Genomic DNA, 20,676 nt, shown 5'->3' with positions numbered 1-20,676 from the left:
CAGAAGGGGCGAAAGCGATCTCTAGCCAAGCACCTCAACCGGGGTGCCTTCTTCAGCCAATCGGTCGATAAGAAGTTTCATCGCATTCCTTTCAGGTCTGGAAAGCGAGATATTTCCAACGGCCAATTTCGCCAAGGCGCTATTCGATTTGTCGGTAAGAAGATGTTTTTCTTTTGCATTTTTGCGAACGATATCCGCTTTTGCGACAATCGAAAGCAGTACGACATCAAGATTAATCTCGTTATCGATTTTTTTCGTGTTACGCCCGTCTTTTCTCAAATCTTTTTCTTCATCGACACTGACCAAAACATGTTCAGGGAGAGCTGTCACATCGAAGTCAGCCTTTGACACTGCCTCCCAGCAAGCCTGCATTTTGCAGTACTCGCCCACATTTCGCACGTTAGTGGGGGTGCTTCTAATCGCACGTGCCACTTGAGGCGCAAGCGTAATGATGAACTCTTGAAGCTCATCAGGTACATCCTGCGACGACCAGATGATATCCCAGTTGAGCGACGCCTGCCCAATGCTCCGTACATGATGAGCAAGCCAAGCCATCGTATAGGCCACAGTCTGCGACTTGAAACCGCGATCAAGCTGATACCAATCCGATTGCGCGATCATCTTGTCAGTCCACCTGAACAACAGCGCCATAGAGCACGCATTTTTGAACCAAGTTTCGTTGTAGTCGGCCTGATGGGTTTTCCATGACTTCACCGTTTCGTCAGCGAAATGCATAAAGCATTTCTGCGCGCCTTTAGAGACAATATCAGGACGGCAATGGAAGGTGACCACGTATTTTGCGAGATCCGTTTTGACCATGACTTTAGCCTTGGGAAACTCAACCTGGTACTTTCGTCTTTCCGACTGGCTAGCATAGGCCATACCATCTTGGTACTGGCCCCGCGCACGCTCATAGAACCATTTCTCTCCTGAGAGCGCCCCATCCCGAGGCGGAGCTGCGAGAACCCGCGAATAGCGTTCCATCTGCAAATGAAATCGATGGTTTGAGAAGAAATCTGCTTCAGAGATACGGTTTTGCGTGTTCGCATAGCGCGAAATAAGCGGGACTACTTTTTCGACGGCACTTTCGGGTACAACCGACAACTTCATTTGAACATGAACTTGGTCCAGTGCAGCCTTTCCCACATCCTTTGCATACAGGATAGAAGCTGTTGTCTGCCCTCCGTTCACGATCTGAAGGTCACGAATGGCCGAGATGGCGAGCTGACCGTCACCCAGCTCCTTGAGCTCTACCCCGGATGCCGTCGCTGTCAGACCGTTATTATAAGCGAAAAACATCTCGGGCTCTTTGCGAATCGTCGCAAGAATTCCCTTGTTTACCTTCGTTCTTGCCTGGAGATAGGTTCTTACATTCTGTTCAAGTAAACGTGCCCCATAGAGCCCATAAACTTCGGCCAACAGTTCACCTGGGATTGCCAACAGATAGGCTTCATAATCAGCCGATGAGCGAGAAGCTCTTAGACAAGGAATTGGACTACCGGAGATTTCTTCTAGATCAACCTCGATAGCTTCAGGTGCTGCCCTTGATCTCTGAATCTCAGCATACCTAGCAACGTCGAGCACTGTATAAACGACAGGAACCCCCGCAACGTTTGCCACCAGCTGTGGAGGCTTCCTAGCAACGAGGCGAGCATTGGACAATAAAATCACACGTAACCGTCGGATGGTATGCTGGTTCGAATATATCGGATAGGCAGCTGAAAACGCAGAACTACTATCTTCGAGCGCATTGATAAAATCAGGTGAGAGAGCATTCTCAAAAAAATTGGTGGCCTGCTTCAGTGCAGAATCAATCCGTGACGCCTGAAGTGACTGTAGATCCTTTCCTTCCCGGTAGTCACAGACCGCTAAATAAAGCGTCCCACGATCCGCATCAAACGCATGGCCATCTACACGATAAGGTCGAGAACCTCCTTCTTTTCTGCAATGTGCGTACTCAAGATCTATTGTGTCGCCGTTCTCGCTCGCGGCCTCGGCGTATATTTCAAAAAACGCCTCTTCCTGAAACAATCCACTTGCTTCTGCCTCAAGCATTACATCTTCGCGTAGATCCTGAAACGCCACATCCAGATCATCCATATATCAGTTTCTCCAAAGTCGAGTGCAGGTCTACTCCGTAGGGCTGACAGTCAGAAACACGGATTCTGTAACGTACTTGCTCCACCCCGTGCCTAAGTTCGGCGCGTTCTATACGTGGGAAATCACCCCTGATTTCGTAAACAGCTCTGTCCACCAGCATCCAGATCTCGTCGTCGTACTCTTCATGCGGCTCATAACCTGCTTCCAACAGCCCAATGGCAAGAAGATCAGATGCAGCACCTCCAGTAGCTTTAGCAAGGCCAACCAGTTCTTTCACAATAGAATTGAGAGTGCATGCATTGGATGTGCCGCTTGGCACTGGAGAAATGCCTTGGTTGCAAAGTAATATACGTCCCTGCACAGGATCCAACTGATCCTCAGATGAAATCGAAATCATGCGATCTGCGGTTACGACTTGAGTTTTCACCTCAAAAATCGCTGAAGAAATTACAAAGTCCTGCTCGTGCCCCTCATGCCCTGTCCAAGCGAGAAGTGCAGGTAAGATTTCCATTCGCGGCAGTAGCTCGTCTCTTAGAAACAGAAGCTCGCCGACCAAACCAATCCTCTCGCTCCGGGTTAGTCGATTGTCACGACGTCTCTTCAACATTTCGTGCCAACGATGCAGTTCTTCGAGCGTTTTTAGGAGACCCTCAGGTGATCGGGATGCCGAAATTGCATTGGTTGCGAGCATCAACCCAGTACACATCAGTGAGAAGTTCTGAAGATCCGCATCATCTTGCAGGACCACAACTAGACGCGTTCGGTCATTTGCCAAATTTTCCAGCTCGATCAACATACCCTTGACACTGGGAAGAACTGGTCTTTTGTCGACAGGTTTATCTGTATCAAGCATGAAAACAAAACGCCCACGGCAATCTCGACCGATCCGGAAATCGAGTGGATGAGCACTGTCGGCAATGAGAACATTGCGCGCGCCGATTTCGGGTGCCGGGCTAAGAGATCTCCATCGCTCAAGCATCTTGCTCCCCCAACATAGCCTCGGCGTCGTCGTCCTCTTCGAATTCGTACTGGTCTCTAAGTTGCGCCAGATAAACTGCGTTAACCTGGTAAGTGTGCTCTTTTGCCGGCTGCTTGGTCTCTGGCAGACAGAAAGACAACGTTACAGCGACATCACCCACTCTCAGTATATCGTCGGACTGTTCTTTGTGATCTTTGTCGTTACGCAGACTGGGCTCGAAGATATGAATTAGCATCAACGGGCGCTTACGAACGCTACAGGCCGCACGCTCCTTTTTGTATTGGTCATTGGCTACTCGCTGAGTTGCAATCCGTTTTTGGTCTTCATCAAGTTCAATCTCAGCATCTGGTTGATCAGCGACCCTGCTCCTCCCGCCATAAACCTTATAAGATCCATTTTTAACCAAACCCTTTTCTCGCCTTCTCAGTGAGAGATTCTGGCCCGCAAACAACAGTGGTTTACCATCAGTCTGACGCATTGGAATTGCGACATCCCAAACAGACATTTCGCCAGAAATGCGATCTTGAATGTAGTCCTGAAAAAGAGATGTATCCGAGATCTTGGAGAGATCGGCATGTGCTCCAAAATTGAACCTGTCGATCAAGTTCAACACTTCTCGACCGTTTACATTATCCCAAAAAAGATAGCCTTTTGTCGCTTTTTTAGGGTCTCCGAACTGCTCCAAGAAAGACGACACGGATGCGTAATTTTCAGCACTTTTTTGGGTATCATTTGGCAGCGCATGACCTTCGACGTGACGAGCGGAGTAGTCTTGAGCGACAGTCAGCTTTTCTGCCGTCCGCATTTTATTGGCAGCCGTCACCCGGATTGCCAAAGGGCTTTGACGAACCTTAAGACCGAAATCCGCCGGTGTACTGTTGGCAGCTTTCATACGCTTGACTTCTCTACGAAGCTCCTCGGTAGCCTCATCTACATATTCGTAGTGATCGAAGGACATCTTTGGTAGGTACAGGCGACAAATGTGCTCATAGCCGGGGCGATAACCGAACCAGCGTGCCATCTGCATAAGTGTGTCGCTCGCCCCCACATTTCGTAGGAGATAGGATACGGTCAGTCCCTCGAGCGTCAAACCGCGGGAAAGTGCAAGACCACCAATGGCTATGACGTGAAGGCCGTGCTCTTTGTTGAGCGTATAGTCAAGCACTCCACCTTGCATGTTTACAGTACGGACCTCGATGCTCTGAATCCCTTCGTTAAGATTTGAAAGCACATCAGACCAGTTGTAGTCTAAGTCGGAGTATTCACTCTCAAAGCTTTCCTGCAATTTAGTCATCGTCTCGTCATGGATGTTATCCGGATCGAGAGAAGCATGAACCGAAACTGCATACTTTAGTTCACCAAGGTACTCATGAGTATGGCCTAAAATTTGAGTCTGAATGGCATTGAAACGGCTGACATTGATCATCATCGAACAATGTGCATGCCCCTTTCCTTGAAAAACTCGAATTGCGCGAGTTAAACAGAAAACCCGGATCGCGTGCTTCAGACTTTCGGGTAAATCACTTACTAAATCGCCACTCTTATGCTTGAGGGGCAAAAGCACTCGATAGTCATCAACAGTTTTGACCATATTCTCCCGCAAATCACCGTCTTCTCTAAAGACCCGATGCGAGCCCACATAATTTGAGGGCGGATCGAGGGCCTTGATGAAGTTTCCAGGAAACAGATCGTCATGCTCCATATCTTCGGACGTTTCAGGATCGATGAAGATGTTGGCAAAAGGTGTTGCTGTATATCCAACGTAAACGGACCTTGGGAAACGGTTCAAAATCTGCCGAATAATCCCGTTTATTGCAGTCGTGAGCTTTGGATCCTTTGCCGTGTTGATTGACGCATTGTCCGCCTCATCATCGATAAGAAGAAGCGGCAGTTCAAAACCACCAGTCTGTTCTTGATCGTCGATCCACTTCTCAAGTCTTTCAAGCACAGACTTGTTCTTCTTGGTCACAAAAATCATCGGCTCTTGGTGACCCGTCAAACCGAAATAAATTCCGTCCCTTCCGGCTTTGAAGTCTGAATCTCTGGTAGTTCCGACAGCCGGGATTCGCCTTTCTGTTGCGAACCTCTGGATCGGCAGAGACTGTTGAGCTGCGGCATTTGCAACCGAAACCTTTCCGATGAAAGTTTCATCCAAACGTTCCTGCGTTTGTGTCCGAAGAGAGTTCGTTATACCAGCAAGAAGAATGATGACTCGGTAGCCAGCGTCCGCAGCCTTACAGATCAAGGCTGAATAATTGGTTGTTTTGCCCATCTGCACGTTGCCCATGACCATCCCTCGGACCGCTTGGTACGACGGGTCTAGAGGATCACCACAAAGATCAAGGATTTCATCGGTGTCAGAATCAAGTGTTGCTACTACGCTAGATGGTAGAGTTCCAGTCTCTCGATAAAATTTACTAAGACGGTTCCAGTAATAAAACTCCAGATCGGATTTCTTTTTTGAAAGCCAAGGCTGATGTCCCTTAGAAATCACGGCACCACGTCTTTGTGTCACCCTGAAACTTGCTTGCAATTCGCGAATGATAAATACTGTTGCTTCCTCGTCGAGATGACTGAAAGGCCCTTCGCGCACAATTTCTTCGATAGTACCTTCTGGCAAACCCGTGCCACTCGCGAAAAGATCGGCGTATTTTTGTTCAATGTTCAAACGGAAATAGGCAAGTTCTGCATCATGCATCTACCACCATCCTTTCGACTTCAAATGTTCCTCGACAACAGATGTTTGGCCTGCCCACGGCTCAGTCACCTGAAGTAATTCCCACAACTTCTCGAATGATCCTTCTGAGCGCGCGAGGAGAGATGGCAAGGCCGTTTCGAGGTGTTCGATAAAAGCGTCACGACCTAGAGCGCTCTGGTTCATCATCTCAGGCCTCACAGCAAAATCTTCGCCAATGCTGATTGCCGGAAAGCAATCCTCAATAACTCCCAGTGTAGCCATGAATGATTGGGCGACTTCGGCATTCTCATGCTCAAGCAACTGCAAAATGAGGGGATGCTCGCGATTGAGGTAATATCGAACTTCACCGTTACGGACATACTTTGCCCATACTGGAGTTTTACCATCGGTAGGCTTGATCCTACCTCCGCGCGATTGAAACACTTTTCCAGACTGGCTTTTGAGACCCTTTACGATTTCTTTCAATCGTGACCGCAATCCAGATGGCAGCTGGGCTTCAGACTTATCCACCGTAATCTTCCAGATTGCGTCGAGGCTATTGGGGATGCTCACGGCTACCCTGACCAACTGAGACAACTCACCATGTCGCACCAGCCGAAACCAAGTGCCATGCATTATCAAGCGATTCTGCCGATAGATGTAGAAACCCTGGTTTCGGACGAAGCCTTCCTCACCGCCCAACCTCTCATGGTCATGTGACGAAATCTTCGAGAAATGCGGCAGGATGAAGGCCTGAACATTGAACGGTTTACCTTCCAGTTCGAGATGCTCCACTGGACCTTCCTGAGTTGCCAAATGATCGCGCAAGAACGGATCGACAGGAGCAAGCAGCCCACCATTGAACGAGATCTTCAACTTTCTGAGGCCGAACTCCCCCGCAATATAGCGGTGAAACGTAAGTGCCAATTCAGACTTGGCGTGCGCGACTATCTCGTTGAAGCCCTTGCTGCTAACCCTTCCAAACTCGGAAAGGCGGTCGCATTTGGTCCATATGACTTCAGTTCCATCACGCTCAAGAAGCTTGCTGTTCGCAATATTTTCAATTTCGAAGGGCTCGAGTATCCCCATTTTCCAGTCGGCAAGATCATCAAGATCCCAACTTGCACCAGAAAGAACGCCTTCCTTTCTCGTCAGAACAGTTAAATGCCTACATTGAGAAAGCGACGCGGACTTCATGCCCCAACCAAAGCGCCCTAAATCGTCGGGAGCGCGCTCGTCATCTGGATTTGCACTTGCAGGTCGCATGGCATCATAAAGTTCCTCTTCGCTCATGCCATGGCCGTCGTCGAGAATTCGGACTACCGGTTCGCCGTCGTGACGAATACAGAGAATATCAATAGAGTACGCCTTGGCCTTGATGCTATTATCCAACAGATCAGCAAGTGCACTTGGCAGATCGTAATTTCCAAAGCTCCGCGCAGAAGTCATAAGCGCAGCTGCATCAGGTGGATTATTTGTGTACTTCACCAAGCGTCGAATCCCTACCCAGAACATCTCCTTCTAATATAGTGATCATCTTTTTTTTCTAACGTAAATGGTTATTGTCAAAAAAGTTTTCTTCTATCGACCGTCGTTCATCACAGGGCATTAATTGTTCGATTTAATTGGCAAAAAACACGAAAGCCCGCGACAAGCGCGGGCTTCGGAAAGCGGGCAACCACTGCTGTCGTTGCGTCGCAGTCATTAGATTGGCGACATACTGAAGAAGAGTTAATCAATTCGCCCCAGTTCCGCCACCAGCCAATCCGTTTGAGCTAGCGTCCTATCCTGTCGCTGATCTTCTGAAGAAGTATTGGCGACTTCCATCAATCGCTGGCCCAGTAACAGGGCTGGTCCCAAATTCCTTCAGCTGAGCAACGACAGATCTGGCCGAAGTATTCTTATGTGCTGCCAAGCAGGAAGCTGAAATATAATTCGCTTTGAACCCCTCGATCGCATCCAATGAAACCTGCCTGCGAAGACGCCCGTCTAATGGAACAGAGATTGTTTCAAGAAATCCTTTTTGCACGAGATTACGTGTTGCCTCTTCGTTTAACCCAAGCATTCTTGCAGCTTCACGAATGGTAACAGCCCATTTGATAGTACGTTTCTCGTTATATAGAAAAGCTCGAAAGTCTGGTTCATTGAAGAACAGATCATTCAGCTTTATTCCGTTCCTAGCGTGCCTAAGAGCTTTTAGCTCTCCGCTTAGGATCGACTGTACCAAGTCAACAATACAAAGACCCTTGGCCGTACAGCGGCGCACTGCTTTATCAAAGGCTATCGGTTCTTCTGCCGAACTGTATCGGTTCGCACGATTAATCAAGGATGCAAGAAATTCCCCGATATCACACTTTTTGAAGGCCCAGTGCTGAGAACCATCAACCTTCGGCCCCTTGACGGCTTTGATCAAGCCTGCGTTCACCAGTTTCATGAGTGGGTGCTTTGAAACGCCTAGCAGTTCCTGAGCGTCATTGGTTCCAAGCAGGTTTTCGCGCGCGTTTCGGTACCGCTCAACCTCCGAGACCTCTATGACGCGAAGACATCTGCTTTGCATCTGTCTCGTGGTTGCAGCCAAACTTCCCTCGGCGATATCACGTCTCAGGATACTTGGATGAATACCAAGGCGTCGTGCTGCTTCCGCAACCGTAATAAACGACTGATCTTGGGACCATTCCTCTGACAGTCGTTTACTGGTTGGCACGACAAACCCAGCAAACCATTTGCCTTCAATGTATTTGGCAAATTCGGCCCGGATGAGATGTAGATGCTCAACTTCCTGCTGCTTACGAAACAGATTGGTGTAGAGCGATCGAAATTCTGCCTCGAGCCCGACATGTTTTCCAACGTCTTGTTCGGTGAATTGCCGCACCTCATCAAGCAGCAAGTGAAACCCGTTCGGCCAATCAGCAAGAATCACAGAAACCCGGTCAAACACCTCACGCAACGCATCAGCGGCAAGATTGTAAAACAGTTGTCGGCCGGTCCCACGCCCTCGACCTGAAATATAAGCCGCTAGGAACATCGTGTGATTCAGAAGGTCCGTGAAACTCAACTTCTGAAATGCCGGATGCAAGGAGCAGCTTTCGTCTGCCAGCTGACCGTGGAGACGCTTCTCCAGCAACCTGCAGAAACCTATTGTTTTATCGGGTGCTGAACGCGGCCGGAACGACCTCAAATCCGCACCACAGTTACACTCCAGAAGGTTCTCACGCCCCCAACCAATACGGCGATCACATTTTCTGCAACTTTCAAGCAGATATGTCCCGTGTTTCGGGCAGGCACTTAAAAGCTTGAGATCCCACACGGCACGATGGTACGGAGCTTCGCTCAAGCATTCAGGACAATAGCGAAAGGAACGCCTTTCCTGTGCACAGATATGAACTTCATGCGCCCCCACACGAACCCACCGAGGCGCCACAACTCGGTTCTGCATATTTGAAAGCTCGCGGTCCTGGAGATTTAGCGCGCTTGCCAACTTTGCAATGTCATCACGCGGCAAATATGTGCGTGGATGAATACCAAGCTGCCTCAGCATCCAGTTTGCATTGTGATAACCATTTTCCGTCGAAACCCTGAGCAGATATCCTCGGAAGCTCTCAGCCTTTTCCGGCTTAGGACGTACCAGTAGTGACCGATCACCTGACATGTGTCTCACCTTGCTGAGAGGACTTCGTTAACGTTTTGAGAACGTGATCTCGCGCTAATCGACGGGATGCATCCCGCCACCGACATATGCCTGCTCTCGGGAAGCGGGTCGATTGCTTGCCCATCCCAACTGTCGAGAAACGGATTGAGAACTGCCTTGTCTGGTACAAGGCGCTCTCTGAACGATTTGGCAAGGTGCTGCCGGGTTATTGACGAAGCATTGCATTTGGCTGATTCGTAGGCGGCACCATGGAGTAGCTTGATCAGCAGAGAAATCAAGCCTTTCGTCGCAGCATGGCAGCGGACAGCTTGGCTCTTCAAATCGCTTCGGCTTCCCAAGATATCTGTTAGCTTTCCGTCTACAGCGTCGAGAATCCTGATGAACTCTGCACGCTCCGCCTTGTCATCCCAGTCAAAGGGCGAGAGTTCTGTCTGATAACTGAAACGCCGCATCAGCTGTTCATTGGCCGACAGAACATTTCTCGAATACGGAAGCCCAACCAAAGCCACCGGGATCGATGTGTTGGAAATGAGGTTCTTGAGCCAATCAGAAACATCAAGGATTACCTGCTCGCTCTTGCGATCGATAAAGTGCTGAAACTCATCAAGGATGATGAGTTTCGTTCCGCACTCCCGGAGCAGCTTGCGAAGTCTTTTGGTTCTTTGTTCAAGTGTGCCCCGATCGGAAAGAGGGTCGCCAAGCTTATCGAGAAGCTCGGACGCCATATTCTTCATTGTCGCCGGCACAGGGATTACGGCGCTCAGAACCGGAACCAATTTACGGTCCTGGGCTTCGACAGGTTGGTTATCGACGAGAAAAGCCTTTGCAAGCGTCGACTTCCCAACCCCTGAAGGACCATGCAGAAGCATACAAACCGGCTCTCCATAGCCCGTATAGGACTGCATGCATTCATCAAGCCGTGCCAACCCGGTTTTAAAGGAACGATGGCGGATCAGCACATCACCCATCACCTGATTGATGCCAGAAAGCTTGTCTGGATTAACAGAAATGCTCATACGTCGTCCTTTCCGACCGCCTGAATACGCCGCATACCGTCAGCAAGAAAATCGTCATCTTCGACCAGGTTGTCGCGATAATCTTCCTCCTCGGCCCTTCGCACAGCATCAAATGAGATCTCATAAGAAGTGTTCGGTTCGACTATACGATCTTCATTTGGGGCTGCTTGGCTGGACGACTCACGAAACCGTCCAATCCGTGCATTGGTTGTGCGTTTCCGCTTCTTGGTCTTGGCCGATTCCTGAATAAGGTCGTGAATGTGTTCTTTGACTTTCGCAAGTTCAGTTGGATCGATCTGACGCGCCCCCATTTTCCGAAGATACTTACGAAGGATCTTGTGCGGCCATAACCCGAGTCCTTCTGCGTATTCGGGATCCAATGCCGGGACATTGAAATAGGTATTAGTTCTGGGATCACGGACATGAATGCGGCCCATATTGGTCGGGTCAAACTTCATATCTACCTGAAAATCCTTGGTAGAACTGTTGCGGAGCTCGGTCAGCGTTCTTGAGCTGTACCAAATGCCCTCTATGACGATTCCTTTGGGGTGAATTTTCCGAATTTCCTTGAAGCAGGAAAGAAGAACATTGAGGTCCTCCTGATCGGAAATAAGCCGAGGTGGAAACGTCTCCACACCTTCAGTCCATCTCTCAAGCGGTATTGCTCGTATACCCTCGTGCATCTTCTTGGCATGAATTTCCACAATCCATTTACACAAGACATGCTCAAGAAGAGCGACAGGAACGCTAGCCTCTCCAACCGCATCATTCTCAGAGCGTGCATCCTTGTTGTGAAAGGTTTTGCCCGGCGCATCACACAGCAGAGATCGGTTGATCTCACCAAAAATCCTCTCCACAACGCCTTTGGTCCATGGCGACTTCACTTTGTTATGCTGAATGGTGATACCCAGTTGGGCACACGCGATTTCCAAGTCTTTGGAATGGAATTCAGGCCCGTTGTCCGTAACAAGAACCTCAGGCACGCCATAACAAGGCCATGTGCCTTCAATGTCAGGGTAACGCTCGTTGACCCATTCCTTGGTTCCAATCGCATTGCGCAGTGCCATCATAACACTCGCTGAACCTGGCGCTTCGAAGCCGAGATAAAAGCCCAAAGGCATCCGTGAAAAATGGTCAATGATCAATGTGAGTGTTGGCCGCCCCAGTGGAATATCGAGATCCTCATCGTAGGCGATGATATCGAGAAGACTGTGGTCGATCTCTACCCGCTCAAGCGGTCGAGAGGAGAACGCACCTTTTCCCACGTGTCGCGTTTCCTTATCCGCAATGTATTTTCCATATCGACCCTTCAAGTATGTGTATGGCTCGAGTTTCTCGATTTCGCGATAAAGAGTTCTAAGCGTCGGCACCGCCAGTTAAATGCTGGTCTATATGCATTCAGTCTTTCGATTTCGACGACGACAGCAGAGTAAACATCCGTTGGCCTAGGCCTGGACGTAACCAGAAATCGCTCATTAATTACGGCCTGAAGGATTTCGAGTACCTCAGGAGAAAATCGTCGTTGTCGGTTCCCGCGGCGCTTTGTTTGCGGCACCAAAGCCACAGGATCACCGCCAGCCTGACGGTAAAGTTTGCACCAGTTATAAAGCGTTGCCACTGACGGCGGTTTAGGGTCGTTAAGTTGTGCCGCACCAATTTCGATGCTGGCTTTCACCAAGGCGGCACCACTCTCTGCAACCCTCGGCTTCTCGACCAATTTTACGTAGGCAAGCCTGCGACGAAGCTCATCGCGATCTTTTTCGGGAAGGACACTCAGGTCCCGGCGTTCTAAAACTTTGTGCTTCCGGTCACCAACGATGATGGAAGCTTCACCGTTGGCAACGGAAAACGCCAACTCAGGTCTTGGGATTTTCACCAATTGACCGTCATCTTCGGACTCAAGCTGAAGAATATCCCCTGCAAGGCAACGACGAACGGCATAGATCGTTTCACCAACAGACACCTCAGTTCCCATACCGATGCGAACAGCAACCATTACGAAGCCCTCCGCAGACAAACAGGCGTATCGTCGTTGTCAATCGGTTGATTAATATCGACGCCAAGACTGCCTTGAGCGATGAGTGCGTAGACGTGCGAGAACGGAACACCATGCTCTTTCAGATGTTCGAACAACTCTTCAAGGGTCTGAACCCCACTATCAACGAGATTGATAACAACCTGCTTACTGGCGGGATTTACGATTTCGCGCTGATACCGCAAGAGTTTGGTGATGTTTGAAAGTCGCGGTTCTTTTCGGATTTCGCGCTCGGTCATCACCATGAAATCTATGCCTTGCGCGCTGTAGTACTCCCGGAATGCCACAAGTCTCTCTTTCAAGGGGCTTGCTATGGACTGTTCGTAAGGCTTCACCTCAAAGACAGTTACGCCAGTTGTCATCTGCGCGATAAAATCGGGTGTGTATTTACGCCTTTTTCCGCTATCGAAATAAGTAAGAGGCTCTGGTTGCTCCCGATATGACAACACCGCCGGATCAAACTCCAACAAACGGATCATGTCGCGCTCGAGCTGGGACTCCCAGTGGACGACCCGACTTGATTTCAAGCTTGGGAAACGGCCGACAACGCGATGCGTTGTTCGACGGACAACCTTCCTGCTTCTTTGTGCATGGGGATCAAACATCATTCACAATCCACGTTATGATTCGTGGCATATTATGATCTGAATCAACTTTGCACAATCAAAAAATTCTGCTATTGGTGATTGAAAGAAACTTCCAACACCGTGGAAAAGAATCAAAATGAGCACACAATCGTTCGATGAACTTCTTGCAAAACTCGATAATGCCCGGGATCGCAGACTTCCATGGACAGAGATCGCAATGCTCATTAATGCGATCGAGAGAACGCCAGCAGGTAAGCAATACTCTGCAAATAAAGAACATTTCTGGGAAATGCTTGCTCAGAAAACGCGATACACACGCAACGCATTGCAACGCATGCGCTCAACACTCATCCGCGGAAATGCCATCGCAGATCGCGAAAAAATGAAACTGCAAGAAATTCTCGGACAGCGCGCACTCGAACCAAATGCCCTGTTTGACGTACTGGGTCACTTTCACACTGCAGAATTGTTCGCACGTATTCACAGTGCAGATCCAGACGCTGCACTCGATCTCTTGGCTGAGATGCGAGACAAAAAGGTCCCGGTTGTTCGCATCAAGGAAATCCTCAGTGAAGTAACGAACCGCAAATACTCTTCATCAGCCGCTCCAACGTTCCTGATGCCCAAAGACGCCCTCCACAGAAAAGACGCGCTTGCTCTGATCGATGAGCACAAGTCGCTTCTTTATGGAGGTGACGATGTCAGTATCTATTTTAAAAGATACAACTTCGAATTCGTCAGCATTGACGCTGTTGGCATTCGCTGTGGCGAGGATGGCGCCTTACAGCTGGTTGACGGCTTCATGTTCATGACCGGCTCCCCAAGAAACAACAAACTCGCTTTCCAGAACCTGCTATCAGATATCGATTATCGATCGAGCTTTTTCCGGCACGTATGGCTTTGCAGAAACAACTCGTTCCGTTGGCCATCAGAAGAAATTAATTTTGCGATTGATGCTCTGGACATTCATCAAGTCGGGATAATCGAATTTGATGAAACGGGCAGCGAAATGAAGATTGTTCGTCGTCCAAAAGGAGACACCCGGCCCTCTCGTTATTCTCTAACCCTTCGCGAAATCATGCGTCAGGGCATACCAGATTTTGGAATGGTCTAATGCCTGATCAATTATTTTCCTGACAAACGGTATTTCGTCGAACGGCCGCGTCCTTCGCAAACGCATAGATAGCCTTTGTCAACCAGGTCAGTAAGGTGGCGCGTCGCTGTCGCCTTACTAACGCTATTAATCGCAGCATATTGTGATGCGCTTATGACATTTTGATCCGCATCATCATGCAGCAACACAAGAATTCTAACTTGTTGCGTCAGAAGTCGATTTTCTGGCTGCATTGTCACGAGGCTGTTCGCTTCAACACTCCAGCTTAATCTCGGTATCGCACCTTCAAGTGCATTTTCCAAAGTTTTGAAAAACCAAACCATCCATTCCGTTATTTCCAAACCGAAAGACTGAGTTTGCTCCAACACTCGGTAATAGTTCTCACGGTCGGCTAATATGTAAGGCGCCATTGGGTACAAGACAGCATTGCTGTCTGACTGAAACAGTGCCAGGTCAGCAACCGCGCGTGCGCTCCTGCCATTGCCATCTTCGAACGGATGCAAGGTCACGAACCACAGGTGCGCCAAAGCAGCTCGCGAGACCGGGTCTATTTCTTTGCTTTCCCGACTGGAAACAAACCAATTAAGGAATGCTTCCATCTCAATTTCGACGCGTGATGCGTCAGGGGCTTCGAAATGAATTTTCCGGTCGCAGGTTCCACCGGAAACCACCTTCATATCTTCAGTTCGCCACGTTGCAGGCTGTCCGATTTGAGCTGGCGAGTAGGTCCTCTCGAACATGCAGCGCTGCCACATCCCCAATCGATGCAGAGTAAGGTCTTGAGAGGACTCGTCAAAAACGGTTGATATCAAAGCAGCGGCGTTTCCCTCCAGCAGCCCGACACTCTTGGCCTCATCGCAAGAGGAAGGTCGGCCAAACCCTCGCTCGATTTCATAGGATACTTCAGTTGCGTTTAGGTACTCGCCCTCAATTGCAAAAGAAGCAACAATGTTCTCAGTAAGTGCTTTGGTGATTAAGGCTCGTCTGCCGTTCAGCGAGTTGACCAATCCGGCCAGGTATCCCTGTTTATGATAAACAGAAGGTAAGTAGGGTTGGGTTTGCTGCCTATCCCAAGTGAAGTTGGGCCAATCACTGTGCTGCCAGTTCCATTTGCCCATCACAATACCTCCTCGTGAGCCGATTAATCACCATATTCGGCTCACATTATGACGTGAATAAATTTCACGGAAGAGGCAAAACCTACAACAACTCGCGATTTTGGCAAAAAATAACCCCCCAAGAGGCGCATCACTGAACTCCTAAGAACTGCAGGATAAGCGTGGGGGGTGTTGTTATGGAAAATATATAATACCGAGCCATCAACCTGCAATTCAAATCGCGGGATATCAGCCTACTTTCAAATTCCCGCAAACCGATACCAACTTCAAATCTGAACTGTCAGCGCTTGTGAGTTCAAGTCGAACCTTTTGGTCAACTCTATCGGCATCGTGTATTCGAGCTCTTTACCGTCACTAAGCAAATAAGACGTTGTTTGCGGTTCGCGGTATGCATCCATTTCCATCTTTGAAGCACCAACATAAAGCCCACGAATTAGACGAAAACAGCCGCTGTGGGTCACGATCACATGTGGGTTGTCGACGGAAAGCGTGGCAAGCCAATGCTTGATCCTTGTACTTAACTGATTTTTGCTCTCTCCGTCGGGGACCTGATAACCCCAAATATCACGTTGGTGTGCATCAAACTCCAGAGGACGGAGCCGAGAAATTTCTGGCAAGGTCATGCCCTCCCATGCGCCATAGTTCCGTTCCGCAATGGCATCGTTGTATTGGAAATCCGAGTACCGGATTCCCCAGCAATCGGCGAGAACAGAGGCTGTCTGACGCGCGCGACCAAGTGGACTGGAGAAATAACTAACGGCTCTATCAGCAGACAACTTCATCCAGATATCACGTGTGTTTTCGGCAACGGCGCAAACTTGTCGGAACCCGTTTACAGTGAGTGGTGCATCTCGTTGGCCCTGCAAGCGTCCTTCGATGTTCCACTGGGTTTCACCATGGCGGATCAGCACAATTGTCGGGAGTTTCGTTTCAGACATTTTCAAACCTTTGCGATCCTAATCACAAAAAAGGGCATTGAGCCGCCATGGCGGCTCAATGCTCCAATTGGTTAAAATCAATCGCGGATCAGAACCGCCTGGGCAGGGTCAAGCTTAAGCGCAACGTTTTCACCCTTTTCCATACGCTTCTTGCCACGCGTATGTCGTTCGTCGACCAACAGTTCCTGACCGTTTACATCGATCGCATAGCGCACCATCCCGCCGAGGAACTCGGCAGAAGCAACCAAGCCTGACAAGGAGTCGTTCGCACCATCAGCCGCAAACTCGATACTTTCAGGACGTACCACCAACCGTGCTTTGCCAGTTGCTTCGTCTGCATCGACCGGAATGCGAAGGTCGGCACCGCAATCGAAGCTCTTGCCCTCCGCAGATGCGACAACCTCACCTTCGAGGATGTTTGCGGTCCCAAGGAATTTTGCAACGAAGCTGTTGGCTGGATTATCGTAAACCTCGTCAGGGCGACCAATTTGCTGCACCACCCCGTCTGCCATAACGGCAATTCGGTCACAGATCGTGTTTGCTTCTTCCTGATCGTGGGTGACGAAGATCGTGGTAATGCCCAAGCGACGTTGCAACTTGAGAAGGTCCTGCCGCATTTGCACACGCAAATTCGCATCAAGGTTTGAAAGCGGCTCATCAAGAAGAAGAACACGCGGTTCCACAACGATGGTACGTGCAAGTGCAACACGCTGCTGCTGTCCGCCTGAAAGCTGCGACGGAAAACGTTCGGCATAGTCCCCCATGCCAACCAGTTCCAGTGCTGCACGGACTTTCGGCCCGATTTCTGATGCCGGAACCTTGCGTTCTTCAAGGCCAAAGGCAACGTTTTTGGCAACCGTCATATGCGGCCAAAGTGCATAGCTTTGGAACACCATGCCGACATTACGCTGCCAAGGCACAGACCCGACAATGTCCTGTCCATCAAGCTTGATCTGACCTTTCGGGGTCGGACCAAATCCGGCGATGGCACGAAGAAGGGTCGATTTACCCGAACCGGACGGGCCGAGAAAGGCAAAGAATTCGCCCGGACGAATGGCCAGATTGACCCCTTTGAGAACTTCGGTATTGCCGAATGACAGGGAAAGATTTTCGATGTCGATCTGAACCGGTGAGGATTGCATCGTGGTCATGGTGTCGGCCTCCGCGCGACGATTATTGGAAGGAGTTCTTGTTACGGTCATGCGACGTCCCCTGTGGCTTGTTCCATGCTGCTGCGCTGCTGACGCGCACGATCAACCATGCGGTGTGACAGATAAGTTGCCAGACCAACGATGATCACAGCCATGACACCCAGTGCCGCACCCGGACCACGTCCGGCCGCGGATTGCATGAACAGGTAAAGTCCATAGGCAAGCGGTGCGTCATTTTCAGTCGAAACAAGCATGATGGTTGCCGACAATTCGACCGCAGCGGTCGAGAAGCTGGTAACAAAACCGGCCACAAGGCCGCTTGCCATCAGCGGAACGACAATGCGCCGAACCGTACGGAACTTCGATGCACCAAGGTTTTCCGATGCTTCTTCAAGTGACGGCGAAACCTGCTGCAAGGCAGCGGTGCAGGAACGAAGCGCATAAGGCAAACGGCGTACAGCAAGGGCAATTACAATAATCCCCCACCAGGTTGCCATCGGCTGATCGGTGAAGGGCATATTCACGCCATAGAACACACGCAGATAACCGATACCAAGCACAACGCCCGGAACTGCAAGGGCCGACACGGCAAGGTAATCAAGCCACTTGCGACCAATCACATTGGTGCGCATCACCACGTAGGCGATGGCGGTGCCAAGGACGATATCGATAACCCCGGCAAGACCGGCATAGATCAGCGTGTTTTTGATAAAGGTCCAGGCAGAGGTAAATGCCGTGCCATAGTGGCTGGTGGTGAAGCTGTCAGGCAGGACACTAAAGGACCAGACAGACCCGAAGGACAGCAACAACAAGCCCAAATGCGGGGCCAGAACGATCCCCAGGATAGAGAAGATCACGACATAACAAAGAATTGCTTCATGCGAACGCAGATCGCGCTTGGAAAGACCGCCCCCGCCTTTTTGCGTCGTCGAATAATCCTTGCCGCGCATGCCAAGGAACGCCACCCACATCGCAAAGACCGAGAAGACAATCAGGATACAGGAAATCACATAACCCATCGGATCAGAAATACCGATCGACGAAATACGCAGATAAGCCTGCGGGGCCAGCATGGTGTTGACGTTCAGCAAAAGCGGCGTTCCAAGATCGTCAAAGACCTTGACGAAAACAAGCGACGCGCCGGCAATATAACCCGGCATGGCCAGCGGGAAGACAATGCGGCGGAACAGACGGAAACCACTTGAACCCAGCATCTGGCCTGCTTCTTCCATCGAACGGTCAATGTTCTGAAGGCTGGCACTGAGATTGATCAGGATGAACGGGAAATAGTGAATGGACTGAACGAAGATGACGCCATTCAAACCTTCCATGAAGGGAATGTCGAACCCGAACCAGTCGCGCATCAAAAGGTTTACGCTGCCATTCGATCCAAACAGCAATTGCATGGCCACCGCACCGATAAAGGGCGGCATGATCAGCGGCACAAAGGCAAGCGTCTGGATAATAACCGAACCCGAGAAATTGAAACGGGTCGTGAAATAGGCCAGAGGCAGCGCAAATGCCGACGCAAACACGACAGACATGCCCGACACATAGACCGAGTTGAAGAAGGACTGGCGGAAAAGCGAACTGTTAAAGAAGTCCTGGAAGTTCACCATCGTGAACGAACCACTGGACGGGTCCTGGAACGCCACCTGAATAACTTTCAGGACCGGCACCAGAAGGAATGTCCCAAGGAACAGGACCACAATCCCAGCGACCATGTATGGACCAAGCGAAGAAAAACGCACCGGTCGCGCAATAGCGGCGGAGGACATGAGTATTCTCCAATGTCGGGAAATTAGGCCCCTGCCAGAGAGGTCAATGTGATGAAATTCTCTGGCAGGGAGGGTGAGCATCATGCAGTCCCCGCGCATACCCCCAGCGGCTGCGTGGTCGATCTACATGATACCAGGGAGGTCAGTACGACTTAGAACATGAAGCGGGCCGTATTCGCGAGCTCGGCTGCTTTCTGGTAGTTCTGAACGATCTGGTCATCCCATTCCTGTTCGATCTCGGCCTGACGGCCTTCTACCTTGTCGGTCTGCTTTTTACGTTTGGATTTGAAGATCGCGGCAAATTCAGGATCATTTGCCTTTGCTTCGTCAATCGGCAAGGTGTGAAGAAGTGCCTTGGCATCCGCGATCAGTTTGGTTGCTTCGGCATTGGTAGCACCGCTTTCAGCCAGTGCGACTTCGGCTTCCTGGATGGCAACAACTGCTGCACGCAGGTCTTCCAAACGATAGGTGATCATCACGTCGAACAACGAGTTCACAACGTTATAACGACCTTGCGAAACCGCGGTGTCAAAGTTGACTTCGGATTTGATCGAACCGTCAAACGGGTTCGGCAGGCCCTTCGGTGCATTTGCATAAACGCTTTTATTGACCGGAAGACGCATGATTTTCGGATCGAACAACAGGCCCTGACCGGTTTCAGACATCAGGAAGTCGATGAATTTCTGTGCCGGTCCATTGTTGGGTGCGTTGTTGATCACACCGATATTGGCCGGAACAAGTGCGGTGACGCTCGGATAACGGAAATCAACAGGGAAGCCCGATGCCATCGACGAGAAACCGAAGAAGTCGATAACAATACCGATACCAAATGAACCGCTGTTGACCCCATCCGGAACACCAAAGCTGCGCTCGGTAATGGTTTTGGCGTTGCCCGACATGTCACGGATGGTCTGCCAACCTTTTTCCCAGCCTTCACCCTGAAGGATGGTTTCAATGGTCAGGTGCGTGGTGCCAGAACGCGACGGTGCAGAAATACCGACATGGCCGTTATAGACCGGCTTTGTCAGATCTTCCCATTCGGTCGGCTCGGGAAGTTTGAAGGCATCCATGTAACGTTCGTTCCACATGAAGCCATAACCCGACAGGGCAAAACCGGAATAATAGCCATCAGGATCGTTGATCGGATAACCGTTCAGTTCAGTGGCAACACCGCCGACAGAGGATTCATATTTCGCAAGAAGGCTGTTTTCTTTCAGCACTTCAAACGCATCGGGTGCCGATGCCCAAAAGATGTCGGACTGGTTGTTCTGTGCGGTTTCAATCAGGTATTTCACGCCAGACGAGGTGCTTTTATTCACGACCTCGACGGAAATCGACGGATTTTCCTTCATGAAGGCATTTTTGAAAACGTCGGTAAGATCAGACGGAAACGACGTTACAATGACAAGCTTGTCATCGGCGGCATGGGCCGTCGCAGTCGCAAGCATTGCGGCAATCGCAACACCTGTCCCCAGGTGGCGAAGAGTCTTGTGAACCATGTTGGACACTGGTTCCTCCCTATTTGGTTGTTCAT

15 protein-coding genes are annotated in these 20,676 nt (G+C 50.1%); 1 reads left to right on the top strand and 14 read right to left on the bottom strand.

All coding sequences use genetic code 11. From position 1 onward, the window contains the following. Positions 1 to 21: 21 nt before the first annotated feature. The 9 genes from TH468_RS07665 to TH468_RS07625 all read right to left on the bottom strand — a co-directional run bounded on the left by TH468_RS07665 (position 22) and on the right by TH468_RS07625 (position 13,064). Positions 22 to 2,100 carry an AIPR family protein gene (locus tag TH468_RS07665; RefSeq protein ID WP_085642917.1) on the bottom strand — a complete coding sequence of 693 codons (2,079 nt, stop codon included), beginning with the start codon at positions 2,098 to 2,100 and terminating at the stop codon, positions 22 to 24. Further along, positions 2,093 to 3,079, bottom strand: a complete 987-nt coding sequence (locus TH468_RS07660; protein ID WP_085642915.1) for a PD-(D/E)XK motif protein — start codon at positions 3,077 to 3,079, stop codon at positions 2,093 to 2,095. The genes TH468_RS07665 and TH468_RS07660 overlap by 8 nt, the downstream gene beginning before the upstream one ends. Further along, positions 3,072 to 5,777, bottom strand: coding sequence for a Z1 domain-containing protein (locus TH468_RS07655; RefSeq protein ID WP_085642913.1), 2,706 nt, complete (start codon positions 5,775 to 5,777; stop codon positions 3,072 to 3,074). The genes TH468_RS07660 and TH468_RS07655 overlap by 8 nt, the downstream gene beginning before the upstream one ends. Further along, entirely contained in the window at positions 5,778 to 7,244 is a 1,467-nt protein-coding gene (locus TH468_RS07650) for an ATP-binding protein (protein ID WP_246832257.1), read from the bottom strand. Between the two features lie 295 nt (positions 7,245 to 7,539). Beyond that, positions 7,540 to 9,405: a TniQ family protein gene (locus TH468_RS07645; protein WP_139834661.1), complete on the bottom strand. Its 1,866-nt coding sequence runs from the start codon at positions 9,403 to 9,405 to the stop codon at positions 7,540 to 7,542. Between the two features lie 5 nt (positions 9,406 to 9,410). Beyond that, positions 9,411 to 10,421 carry a TniB family NTP-binding protein gene (locus TH468_RS07640; RefSeq protein WP_085642907.1) on the bottom strand — a complete coding sequence of 337 codons (1,011 nt, stop codon included), beginning with the start codon at positions 10,419 to 10,421 and terminating at the stop codon, positions 9,411 to 9,413. Continuing rightward, on the bottom strand, positions 10,418 to 11,686 hold the full coding sequence (locus tag TH468_RS07635) for a Mu transposase C-terminal domain-containing protein (protein WP_139834660.1): 1,269 nt from the start codon (positions 11,684 to 11,686) through the stop codon (positions 10,418 to 10,420). Before TH468_RS07635 ends, TH468_RS07640 begins: the two co-directional genes overlap by 4 nt. Positions 11,687 to 11,730: 44 nt before the next feature. Further along, positions 11,731 to 12,417, bottom strand: a complete 687-nt coding sequence (locus tag TH468_RS07630) for a hypothetical protein (protein WP_085642905.1) — start codon at positions 12,415 to 12,417, stop codon at positions 11,731 to 11,733. Then, the gene (locus TH468_RS07625; RefSeq protein WP_085642904.1) at positions 12,417 to 13,064 is read right to left on the bottom strand and encodes a TnsA endonuclease N-terminal domain-containing protein; all 648 of its coding nucleotides are present in this window, start codon (positions 13,062 to 13,064) and stop codon (positions 12,417 to 12,419) included. The genes TH468_RS07630 and TH468_RS07625 overlap by 1 nt, the downstream gene beginning before the upstream one ends. Before the next feature lie 115 nt (positions 13,065 to 13,179). On the opposite strand from TH468_RS07625, the gene TH468_RS07620 reads away from it, so the two are divergent. After that, the gene (locus TH468_RS07620; protein WP_085642903.1) at positions 13,180 to 14,157 is read left to right on the top strand and encodes a hypothetical protein; all 978 of its coding nucleotides are present in this window, start codon (positions 13,180 to 13,182) and stop codon (positions 14,155 to 14,157) included. Between the two features lie 11 nt (positions 14,158 to 14,168). Here the strand turns inward: TH468_RS07620 and TH468_RS07615 are convergent, their stop codons facing one another. The 5 genes from TH468_RS07615 to TH468_RS07595 all read right to left on the bottom strand — a co-directional run bounded on the left by TH468_RS07615 (position 14,169) and on the right by TH468_RS07595 (position 20,641). Beyond that, positions 14,169 to 15,275 (bottom strand): Fic family protein, encoded by a 1,107-nt coding sequence (locus TH468_RS07615; RefSeq protein ID WP_085642902.1) that lies wholly within the window; start codon positions 15,273 to 15,275, stop codon positions 14,169 to 14,171. 266 nt (positions 15,276 to 15,541) lie between these two features. Then, entirely contained in the window at positions 15,542 to 16,213 is a 672-nt protein-coding gene (locus TH468_RS07610; RefSeq protein WP_085642901.1) for a histidine phosphatase family protein, read from the bottom strand. A 77-nt stretch (positions 16,214 to 16,290) separates the two neighbouring features. After that, the gene (locus tag TH468_RS07605) at positions 16,291 to 17,415 is read right to left on the bottom strand and encodes an ABC transporter ATP-binding protein (protein WP_210402227.1); all 1,125 of its coding nucleotides are present in this window, start codon (positions 17,413 to 17,415) and stop codon (positions 16,291 to 16,293) included. Beyond that, positions 17,412 to 19,142 carry an iron ABC transporter permease gene (locus TH468_RS07600; protein ID WP_085642899.1) on the bottom strand — a complete coding sequence of 577 codons (1,731 nt, stop codon included), beginning with the start codon at positions 19,140 to 19,142 and terminating at the stop codon, positions 17,412 to 17,414. The genes TH468_RS07605 and TH468_RS07600 overlap by 4 nt, the downstream gene beginning before the upstream one ends. Positions 19,143 to 19,294: 152 nt before the next feature. After that, a complete protein-coding gene (locus TH468_RS07595) occupies positions 19,295 to 20,641 on the bottom strand; it encodes an extracellular solute-binding protein (RefSeq protein ID WP_210402231.1) in 1,347 nt (448 codons plus the stop codon). Between the last annotated feature and the right edge of the window lie 35 nt (positions 20,642 to 20,676).

The sequence above is a fragment of the Thalassospira sp. MCCC 1A03138 genome (genome assembly GCF_002115785.1).
Taxonomy (GTDB): domain Bacteria; phylum Pseudomonadota; class Alphaproteobacteria; order Rhodospirillales; family Thalassospiraceae; genus Thalassospira.
Note: the sequence above shows the minus strand (reverse complement) of the source record. Positions and strands in the feature narration are given on the sequence as shown.

Excerpts from the sequence above, each read along its gene's own strand:
- TH468_RS07665 (WP_085642917.1), bottom strand. The coding sequence starts at position 2,100 with ATGGATGATCTGGATGTGGCGTTTCAGGATCTACGCGAAGATGTAATG.
- TH468_RS07660 (WP_085642915.1), bottom strand. The coding sequence starts at position 3,079 with ATGCTTGAGCGATGGAGATCTCTTAGCCCGGCACCCGAAATCGGCGCG.
- TH468_RS07655 (WP_085642913.1), bottom strand. The coding sequence starts at position 5,777 with ATGCATGATGCAGAACTTGCCTATTTCCGTTTGAACATTGAACAAAAA.
- TH468_RS07645 (WP_139834661.1), bottom strand. The coding sequence starts at position 9,405 with ATGTCAGGTGATCGGTCACTACTGGTACGTCCTAAGCCGGAAAAGGCT.
- TH468_RS07640 (WP_085642907.1), bottom strand. The coding sequence starts at position 10,421 with ATGAGCATTTCTGTTAATCCAGACAAGCTTTCTGGCATCAATCAGGTG.
- TH468_RS07630 (WP_085642905.1), bottom strand. The coding sequence starts at position 12,417 with ATGGTTGCTGTTCGCATCGGTATGGGAACTGAGGTGTCTGTTGGTGAA.
- TH468_RS07625 (WP_085642904.1), bottom strand. The coding sequence starts at position 13,064 with ATGATGTTTGATCCCCATGCACAAAGAAGCAGGAAGGTTGTCCGTCGA.
- TH468_RS07620 (WP_085642903.1), top strand. The coding sequence starts at position 13,180 with ATGAGCACACAATCGTTCGATGAACTTCTTGCAAAACTCGATAATGCC.
- TH468_RS07615 (WP_085642902.1), bottom strand. The coding sequence starts at position 15,275 with ATGGGCAAATGGAACTGGCAGCACAGTGATTGGCCCAACTTCACTTGG.
- TH468_RS07610 (WP_085642901.1), bottom strand. The coding sequence starts at position 16,213 with ATGTCTGAAACGAAACTCCCGACAATTGTGCTGATCCGCCATGGTGAA.
- TH468_RS07605 (WP_210402227.1), bottom strand. The coding sequence starts at position 17,415 with ATGACCGTAACAAGAACTCCTTCCAATAATCGTCGCGCGGAGGCCGAC.
- TH468_RS07600 (WP_085642899.1), bottom strand. The coding sequence starts at position 19,142 with ATGTCCTCCGCCGCTATTGCGCGACCGGTGCGTTTTTCTTCGCTTGGT.
- TH468_RS07595 (WP_210402231.1), bottom strand. The coding sequence starts at position 20,641 with ATGGTTCACAAGACTCTTCGCCACCTGGGGACAGGTGTTGCGATTGCC.